This is a genomic window from Endozoicomonas ascidiicola (assembly GCF_001646945.1).
In the GTDB taxonomy this organism is placed as follows: Bacteria; Pseudomonadota; Gammaproteobacteria; order Pseudomonadales; family Endozoicomonadaceae; genus Endozoicomonas; species Endozoicomonas ascidiicola.
On sequence record NZ_LUTV01000001.1, the window covers coordinates 328,527 to 338,034 of the forward strand.

6 protein-coding genes are annotated in these 9,508 nt (G+C 47.8%); 3 read left to right on the forward strand and 3 right to left on the reverse strand.

From position 1 onward, the window contains the following. Nucleotides 1–117: 117 nt before the first annotated feature. On the reverse strand, nucleotides 118–2,283 hold the full coding sequence (katG, locus tag AKL11_RS01250) for a catalase/peroxidase HPI (protein WP_067514768.1): 2,166 nt from the start codon (nucleotides 2,281–2,283) through the stop codon (nucleotides 118–120). A gap of 251 nt (nucleotides 2,284–2,534) precedes the next feature. Beyond that, the gene (locus AKL11_RS01255) at nucleotides 2,535–3,908 is read right to left on the reverse strand and encodes an aq_1923 C-terminal domain (protein ID WP_067514770.1); all 1,374 of its coding nucleotides are present in this window, start codon (nucleotides 3,906–3,908) and stop codon (nucleotides 2,535–2,537) included. A gap of 262 nt (nucleotides 3,909–4,170) precedes the next feature. On the opposite strand from AKL11_RS01255, the gene AKL11_RS01260 reads away from it, so the two are divergent. Next, the gene (locus AKL11_RS01260) at nucleotides 4,171–5,409 is read left to right on the forward strand and encodes a hypothetical protein (protein WP_157673352.1); all 1,239 of its coding nucleotides are present in this window, start codon (nucleotides 4,171–4,173) and stop codon (nucleotides 5,407–5,409) included. 48 nt (nucleotides 5,410–5,457) lie between these two features. On the opposite strand, the gene leuS is transcribed toward AKL11_RS01260, so the two are convergent. Further along, the gene (leuS, locus tag AKL11_RS01265) at nucleotides 5,458–8,082 is read right to left on the reverse strand and encodes a leucine--tRNA ligase (protein ID WP_067515329.1); all 2,625 of its coding nucleotides are present in this window, start codon (nucleotides 8,080–8,082) and stop codon (nucleotides 5,458–5,460) included. A gap of 239 nt (nucleotides 8,083–8,321) precedes the next feature. Here leuS and AKL11_RS01270 point away from each other — a divergent pair, with 239 nt between their 5' ends. Both AKL11_RS01270 and AKL11_RS25835 read left to right on the forward strand, forming a co-directional pair. Beyond that, nucleotides 8,322–9,233: a hypothetical protein gene (locus AKL11_RS01270; protein WP_067514774.1), complete on the forward strand. Its 912-nt coding sequence runs from the start codon at nucleotides 8,322–8,324 to the stop codon at nucleotides 9,231–9,233. A gap of 56 nt (nucleotides 9,234–9,289) precedes the next feature. Then, a partial coding sequence (locus tag AKL11_RS25835) for a transposase (RefSeq protein ID WP_495524911.1) occupies nucleotides 9,290–9,508 on the forward strand: 219 nt, incomplete at its 3' end.

The following is a 9,508-nucleotide window of genomic DNA, read 5'->3' on the forward strand; positions in this document are numbered from 1 at the left end:
CCTGTCTCTCTTGTTCTGTAAAATAGCTGTCTCGACAACCGCTATTTTACCGTAGATCAACAGAGACAAGCACTTCAGTTCTTCCCCAGATTTTTAACCGGACAGCAGTGATTTAAATTAGGTCAAGTCAAACCGATCTGCATTCATCACCTTCGTCCAGACGGCAACAAAGTCAGTCACGAATTTTTCCTGATTATCATCCTGGGCATACACTTCGGCATAAGCCCGGAGGATGGAGTTTGAACCAAACACCAGATCAACCCGAGTAGCAGTCCACTTGACCTCGCCGGTCTTACGGTCACAAATCTCATAAAGACCGTTACCTGAAGGTTTCCAGCTGTAATTCATCTCCAGCAGGTTGACAAAGAAGTCGGTGGTCAGCTGGCCTTCACGGTCCGTGAATACGCCGTGCTTTGTGCCGCCATGGTTAGTGCCCAGAACTCGCATACCACCCACCAGTGTTGTCATTTCATGGGCGGTTAATCCCATAAGCTGAGCACGGTCTAACAGCATTTCTTCTGCTGCCACTGCATAGTCTTTCTTCAGCCAGTTGCGGAAACCATCGTGCAGAGGTTCCAGCACTTCAAAAGACGCAACATCGGTTTGCTCGAGGGTTGCATCACCACGGCCTGCAGCGAAAGGCACTTTCACATCAAAGCCAGCGGCTTTAATGGATGCTTCCAAACCTACGTTACCCGCCAGAACAATCAAGTCCGCCATGCTGACGCCAGTTTCTGCGGCAATCGGCTCAAGTGCAGTCAGCACTTTATCAAGGCGCTGAGGCTCATTGCCTTCCCAGTTTTTCTGGAAGTCCAGACGGATGCGGGCACCGTTGGCACCGCCTCGTTTGTCGGAACCGCGGAAGGTTCTGGCGCTGTCCCAGGCAGTGGCAATCATATCGCTGTTGCTAAGGCCAGTGGCTGCGATTTTGGCTTTAACGGCATCTGCATCATAATCCGCTTTACCGGCAGGAATTGGATCTTGCCAGATCAGATCTTCCTGTGGCACTTCCGGGCCGATGTAACGGGATTTTGGTCCGAAGTCTTTGTGGGTCAGTTTGAACCATGCCCGGGCAAACACTTCAGAGAAGTACGCCTGATCATCACGGAAGCGCTCGGAAATCTTGCGATATTCCGGATCAACCTTCAGTGCCATATCCGCATCGGTCATGATCGGGTTATAGCGAATGGAAGAGTCTTCCACATCCACCGGCATATCGGCTTCTTCGATGTTGATAGGTTCGTACTGCCAGGCGCCGGCCGGACTCTTCTTCAGTTCCCAGTCGTATTTGAACAGCAGATAAAAGAACCCGTTATCCCACTTCGTTGGATTGGTGGTCCAGGCGCCTTCAATGCCTGAGGACACAGTGTTGCGACCAATACCGCGATTGGTTTTGTTCAGCCAGCCCAAACCTTGATCTTCCAGCTCAGCACCTTCTGGCGCTTCGCCCAGCAGTTCGGCTTTGCCGTTGCCGTGACATTTGCCCACGGTATGACCACCGGCAGCCAGTGCCACGGTTTCTTCGTCACTCATGGCCATGCGTTCGAAGGTGATGCGCATATCGCGAGCGGTTTTCAACGGATCAGGGTTGCCGTCAACGCCTTCCGGGTTCACGTAGATCAGTCCCATCATGACGGCAGCCAGAGGGTTTTCCAGATCACGTTCACCGGAGTAACGGCTGCCTTCCGCGCCAGAAGGTGCCAGCCATTCTTTTTCTGAACCCCAATAGGTATCTTTTTCTGGATGCCAAATATCTTCCCGACCAAAGGCAAAACCAAAGGTTTTCAGGCCCATGGATTCATAGGCGACAGTGCCAGCATAGGCAATGAGATCAGCCCAGCTCAGTTTGTTGCCATACTTTTTCTTGATTGGCCACAGTAGACGACGGGCTTTGTCCAGGTTGACGTTATCTGGCCAGGAGTTCAGTGGTGCAAAACGCAGGTTGCCGGTGCCAGCACCGCCACGGCCATCGGCAGTTCGGTAGGTGCCGGCAGCATGCCAGGACATACGAATCATCAGGCCGCCGTAGTGTCCCCAATCCGCAGGCCACCATTCCTGGGAGTTGGCCATCAGGTCTTTGATGTCTTGTTTTAGAGCAGTAAAATCGAGGGTTTTTACCGCTTCCCGGTAGTTGAATTCCGGTGCCATCGGGTCGGTTTTCTGATCGTGTTGATGCAGAATGTCCAGGTTGAGGGCTTTTGGCCACCAATCAATATTAGACTTGCCACTTTCTGTGACGGCACCGTGCATCACAGGACATTTTCCAGCGTGAGGATTGCTCATTTTCCAGTTCTTCGTGAAGGTAAACTGTAATCATTATCAAAAACATTGGGTGAGTGAGTTTTGATTTTGGTCAGTATTTCTACCGATAAAGCGGTGTTTGTTTTGTAAATATCGAATAAGGATAGGTGTATTTTGTAATGCTTGATTGTCTTTGCGAACAAAAAGGTGAGGGTTGAGCGATTTTGAGTATTCGTTTAATACCTGCTGGCAGAAGCTTTGTTTATGCCAGCAGGTATTAAAAGCAATCTGTCTTACATTAAGACTTCCACAGAGGCGATACGACTGAGAGTTACTGGTCTGATTACTTCACCGCCGGCCTGATCACTTTTCAGTTTCATCAGTCTTTCATCAAGGCTTTCCAGAAGACCTTCATACTGTCGACCACTGAACAGTGTGATTCGTATCGGGCGTGGTTCACCCTCTGCCAGTTCTTCTATAGATATCGGTGTAAAAACTTGGTGTTGGCCCGTATACATCTCTCTTTGACCACGATCTTCTGTTGAAGGCTGTGCCGGCACCTGAGTATCGACGACAGGCGCCGCTTTAGTTTCAGGTAGGGGTTTGGGTACTTCGGGTTGTGTGAAAGCCATCAGTAGGTCATCTACCCGATTGCCAAGCGCTACAGGATTCAGTGTCAGCTCCGGCATCAATAGCTCTTTATTATTGATGGCAATATAGAGCTGGCTAATAGGAGGAGGCGTGCTGTCCCAGTCGAGCTTGGCCAGGGGGAGCGGTTGTTGCAGTTCCAGATTGATGGCGATGCGACGTGGATTCTGGAAAAAGCTTCCGTAGGTCGCTCTGAACTCCTGACCGGGAATAATACCCCAGACGGAACTGAAGTAAGCATCGTCCTGAGTCACCAGGTTGTTTATATAGCGCGCTTTACTGATGCCTGAGGCATTAGCACAGAAGCTGACTTTTTTATCAGTGTAACCATCATCCAGATAATTGATCGATAATCGTTGGATAGCCACCTTATCGCCAGCGTCCAGTGCTTCGTAGTGTAATCCAGCTACATTGCTGAGAGTCATACCCAGAGTCGAAAAGCCAAGGCCTTGTATTTCGGCATCAAACACCAGGTCCATGGTTTGGTTGAAGGCAAAATATTCGAAATTAACACCGAGATTGAACAATGTATTTGAAGAGTACCCCATGCGTTTAAGCTGTTTAGGACCCATCAGATAATTAGCGCCACAGGTTGCCACTGAGTTGCTGTTGAGCAACGCATTTCGAACAGTAAAGTGTGAGGCCAGCCGACTGTTGTCCAGGAAGAACAGTCTGGCACCTTGAAACTCGATATTCAGGCGAGGAGGGACGTGGTAGAAATCACCACTCATGGCCATTTGATAAAGGCCATAAATATCCGGGAATCGTACGACAATACGCTGAACATGAATGGGTGGCTGGGTATCGTTTTGGATATCCACATAGGCATTATTCAAAATGACCTTGCCGCTCAGATCCACGTCTAGATTTTCATAGCTGATACGGACGTAAGGGGATAGGTTGGCTACCCATTGATTGGCCATCAGGCCGATTTTATTGGAAAAGAAATAGCCCATGCCCGCTGCTATGGAAGCCAGCAGAACTGAAACAATGAAAATTCCTTTTAATAGACGAAACACAGTATGAGTCCTGATTTGAGCATGGATTATATGTTGCAAAATTCTGCCAGCAAATGACCATTGATTCCAGCTTGTTATAGGGGGAATTGTAACTATGTGCGATGGTTACAATAAATGGCTAATTTTTAATCGAAAACAGGAACTTATTTGTTATTCAAGGGTCTGAAATATCACTACAGGGAGCCTCTAGTTTTATTGTTTTATCAGGAAAATGGGGGTATTTGAGACGTGTCAGCGTTTTGCTGGGGGACTTTGCCTCATTATGACAGTGGGATTAAGCACTAACAGTGCGGCCGTGATTTCACAGACGGCCACGAAAACCGTTTCGCTGTTCAGTAAAACCGGAGCAGGCTCCTGCGACATGCGGGGCATTTCTGCCTCATTGAATGTGAAGAGTATCTTCATTGGGCAAAGGGCTGAGCACCGTACCCAGACTTCGTTGCTGATGGTTAATCGGCAAATTTGTCCGATGTCTCCAAACCCGTCCAGGCTGATGGTTTTTTACCCGACACCTCAACTGACACCTGCCGACCTTCTGGCTCGCCCAATGGTGCTTACGCCGCGACTATCGTTATTGCCACCAAGCTTTTCTCCCAGTGACTTCCAGTTCCAGCAAATCCGGCCAGTGATGTTGATGTTACCTGGGCTGATTTTATCGATGGAGGGTGCTGATTCAGATGAGAGTGCGCAAATCATTCGAGTGATTCAGTGCTTTTTGGGGATTTCGGATAACCCGGAGCTGTGTAAGGGAATGCTGCAGGGTGGTCATCTGGGAATTAGAGCGCATATGTATTCTATGCAAATGTTGCTCTGTGATGTGCTTTTGAGCCTTGGGTTGAAGGTACATGAGGGGGTGGATTTATCGATGATTCTCAGGGAACAGACGCCCGGAGCGAGTCATCTTGATATTCAGGATTCAAGAGATGATCAATCTCAGGTTGTGGCTCAAATGGTCAGTGACGCTGATTTAGCCGCAGCACTGGAAAAACAATTGCCTGAGCTACTAACACTTTGTTCGCAGGTGGAGTGTGATCCCGAATATGCCAAGCTTTCTAGCCTGTTGTCGTCTAGTCAGTCTGATGATAAATCGGATCTGGCTTCGGATCATCGTCTGACAAACAAAAACGCAGTTTTATTAAAAGAGGGGCAACAAAAAATTGGGACGATGCTGGAAGCAGCTTTAAAGTCAGGCCTAACGCTTTTTTCAAGCTCGGCTCTCAATCAGGCGGCACCTTTGGCATCAGCAGCAACAGCCTCATTAGTGGGTTCGATGGATTTGAATATGGCAACGATGGCTGCTCCTATGGCTATGATAGAAGGTTTGCAGAAACAATTGCCACCCAACATTATTATTCCGGGAGTGGGTAGCGGAGGAAACAACGGTCGAATAAATAAGAAGAAAAAAGGTAAGGGTGATCGTGGAGATGATAACGAAGAAGAAAAAGAAGATTTTTATGGTCAGTTTGATGACGACGACTTTTACGATGATCTTGATGATTAGAAATTACAGTCCAAGGTGATGTTCCACCCTGAACTGTAACCTGTTCACTTAGTTAGCAACAATATTCACCAACTTTCCTGGGATGACGATTACTTTACGAACCGTCAGGCCATCCGTAAATTTCGTCACGTTATCGTTTTCCAAAGCCAGTTTCTCGACAGCATCTTTGTCTAACTCTGCAGGTACTTCGAGCTTAGCCCTCACCTTACCGTTAACCTGAACGACCATGGTAATAGCGTCTTTCTTTAGCGCTTCCTGGTCGACTACAGGCCAGCTCGCGTCTAATACCGAATCGCCATGACCCAGTGCTTTCCAAATGCTGTGCATGGCATGAGGTGCAATAGGTGCCAGCATCAAGGTCGTCGCTTCAACAGCTTCACGCATCACCGCTCGATCCTGATCGCTGTCAGCTTTGAACTTATTGATGGCGTTGCTCAGTTCCATAATGGCAGCGATGGCGGTGTTGAACGTCAGTCGACGCTCACAATCGTCAGACACTTTGCTAATGGTTTCGTGAACCTTAAGGCGCAGGTCTTTCTGTTCTTTGGTCAGTGCGCTGGAGTCCAGTGCAACAGTATTACCGCTGGTTTCGCAGTCGGCAATGTGTTCAGCAACTTGTTTCCAGACTCGACGCAGGAAGCGGTTAGCACCTTCAACACCGCTTTCGGACCACTCCAGTGTTTGCTCTGGTGGTGAAGCAAACATGGTGTAGAGTCGAATGGTGTCTGCACCGTACTGGTTAATCAGTTCCTGAGGGTCAATACCGTTGTTCTTGGATTTGGACATTTTGCTCATGCCCGCATGCTCAACGGCTTCGCCGGTATCTTTCAGGGTGGCTTTTACCAAACGACCTTTATCGTCTAATTCAAAGTCAACGTCAGTAGGAGCAATCCACTGTTTAACGCCTTTTTCATCCAGCTTGTAGAACGTATCTGCCAGCACCATACCTTGGCAAAGCAAGCGCTTGTAGGGTTCATCGCTGTTTACCAAGCCGGCGTCACGGAGCAACTTGTGGTAGAAGCGAGAGTAAAGCAAATGCATGACCGCATGTTCGATACCGCCGATGTATTGATCCACTGGCAGCCAGTAGTTGGCAGCTTCCGGGTTCAACATCTGATCATCGGATTTTGGTGAACAGTAACGGGCGTAGTACCAGCTTGATTCCATAAAGGTATCAAAGGTATCGGTTTCTCGAGTTGCTGGTTGGCCGTTGTGGGTGGTTTTTGCCCATTCAGGGTCCGCTTTGATGGGTGACTGAACACCATCCATCTCCACATCTTCTGGCAGAAGAACAGGCAGTTCTTCCAGAGGCACAGGAACCTCTGTGCCGTCCTCCAGATAACGCATTGGAATTGGAGAACCCCAATAACGTTGACGGCTCACGCCCCAGTCGCGAAGACGGTAATTAACCTGTTTCTCACCTTTGCCTTCAGCAACCAGTTTGTCGGAAATAGCAGTAAAGGCTTCTTCTGAAGACAGGCCGTCAAACTCACCAGAGTTGACCAGTATGCCTTTCTCGGTGAACGCGCTTTCAGTAACACTGATTTCTTCACCATTGGATGGTGCAATTACCTGTTCAATCTTCAGACCAAAGCGGGTGGCAAACTCAAAATCACGTTGATCATGTCCTGGAACGGCCATGACGGCGCCAGTACCGTAATCCATCAACACAAAGTTAGCTGCCCACACGGGCACTTCGCGGCCAGTGATTGGGTGAATGGCTCGAATGCCGGTATCAACACCGAGCTTTTCCATGGTCGCCATTTCGGCTTCGGTGACTGCGTTGGATTTGCATTCATCAATAAAAGTGGCAAGCGCAGGATTGTTAACCGCTGCTGCTTTCGCCAGAGGGTGTTCTGCAGCAACGCCAACATAGGTCACACCCATCAGCGTGTCTGGGCGAGTAGTGTAAATTTTGAATTCTTCTGGAGTACCGTCAGTAGGGTTGGCTACCTTGAAGGTCATCTGAACACCTTCAGAGCGGCCGATCCAGTTACGCTGCATGGTTTTAACCTGATCAGGCCAGTGTTCCAGCTTATCCAGATCCGCCAGAAGTTCATCCGCGTAGGCGGTGATTTTTACAAACCACTGAGGTAATTCTTTGCGCTCAACGATGGTGTCGCAACGCCAGCAGCGGCCGTCTTCAACTTGTTCGTTGGCCAGCACCGTTTGGTCATTAGGGCACCAGTTAACGGCGCCCATCTTTTTGTAGACTAAGCCTTTTTCATAGAGCTGAGTGAAGAACCACTGTTCCCACTTATAGTAGTCGGGCTTACAGGTGGCGATTTCACGGTTCCAGTCATAACCAAAGCCCAAGCGCTTTAGCTGACCTTTCATGTATTCGATGTTTTCGTAAGTCCATGGTGCGGGTGAGGTTTTGTTTTTGTTCGCTGCGTTTTCAGCAGGCAGACCAAAAGCGTCCCAACCCATGGGCTGCAGAACGTTTTTGCCACGCATGCGTTGGTAACGGGAGATCACATCACCAATGGTGTAGTTACGCACGTGCCCCATATGCAGTCGACCGCTAGGGTACGGGAACATGGAGAGGCAATAAAATTTTTCTTTCCTGCTCTCTTCTGAAGAAGTGTCTTCGGTGACAGCAAAACTGTCGTTGTCTTCCCAGAATTTCTGGGCTTCGCTCTCAATCTGATGCGGTTGGTAATGCTCTTCCATCATCGCTCAACGGGCTTAATCAATTAAGGTGTACTGCCTGTTTTCAGCAGTAAGAGGTCGGTATTGCATACTAATCGGGTAGGATACAACACTGCATGCTTGACTGCACTGTTCCTGTTCAATCTCAGTCACTTATGAAGGAAAGACCAGCGCAGTCAACGGTTTTAGGAACTTTTGCTCTTAAAATACCTCTATTAATAATTATTTTATAAAAATGTTTATCGCCTGTAGGAGGTGTAATGGCATCGTGCACGCAACTATCTTTGATACCCAGCACAGTACATTTTAAAGAGAGTATCCAACAAGGCTCTGGCAACGCAGTATCTTCATTTGCTACTCATGAAGTTAAGGTTTTAGGTGGGACTCTTCCTGAAACCCCAAGAGGTGGTGAGGCTCTAAATACCGGCAGTGAAAAAGGTGTCGTTACTCGTGTAAGAACAGGGGAAATAACAGACAAAGCTAATCAGGTTCTCAAGACTGTTCTGGATGACATTCAAGAAATCAAGGATGGTGCAAATAATATAGCTCATGGTTGTAGCGTTGGAAGCAATAGTAAAACCTTTATGGATGAGCCTCTTTGTAGTTTTAGGGTTGATTCACTATCTCAAGCCTCTGCGGAGACGCTAAAGCGACTTTGCCCGGAGGGCAGTGGGCTTATAAAAAACTTATCGAGAGAGCTTGAGCGGATTATTTATGAAGATCGCTCAATGGATGGTTGGCGATGTGACATATTTGCTGTGCTTTTGGCGAAAACTTATGGGGATGAAGTAACGCTAAATCAAGCATGCCTCGGTTTGCCTGATCTACTGAGAGAGTTTTTTACTAATGCTTTTAACTATGAATCAGTAGTTAAGCAATGTAAAGACAAGGTTGTGTTTGATGCTGTGCAGGTTGACGAACTATGGAAGCTACTCATAGATAATCGCTCACACCACTATGGACGCTTTGCATTTGAAGATGAACCGGGATATCTGGTCAATGCATTTTATGCATTGATATGCTCATTCAACATGGTTGGTATGGAGGGAGTATTTTCCTATGATGAGCTACTCAAACTCAACAGAGTAACGGGTGGGATAGTGCTTGGGGAAGGGTATTGGTACGGATTTGGCGTAAAGAAAATAAAACCAGAAAATGAGCTAGGAGGCTGACCGAGAATAGCCAAATCAGTTATGATAAACCTCAAAACCAAATATAATGATGCCAAATGTCTCCACCTCCAAAATTCAAGGATAGCCCTGTTGAGTTCAACCAGCATTTGCTGTTTCCAACCAACATCTTTGACCTKCTTCCCAGCGACCACGATTGCTTTACCTACGAACTGCTCTTTCAGAGAATCGACACTTTAGAAGTCGAAAAAAAATACCATCATCTCGGCCAGCATGCGTACCCTCCAAAGCTGATTGTCTCTATCTTAATTTACGCT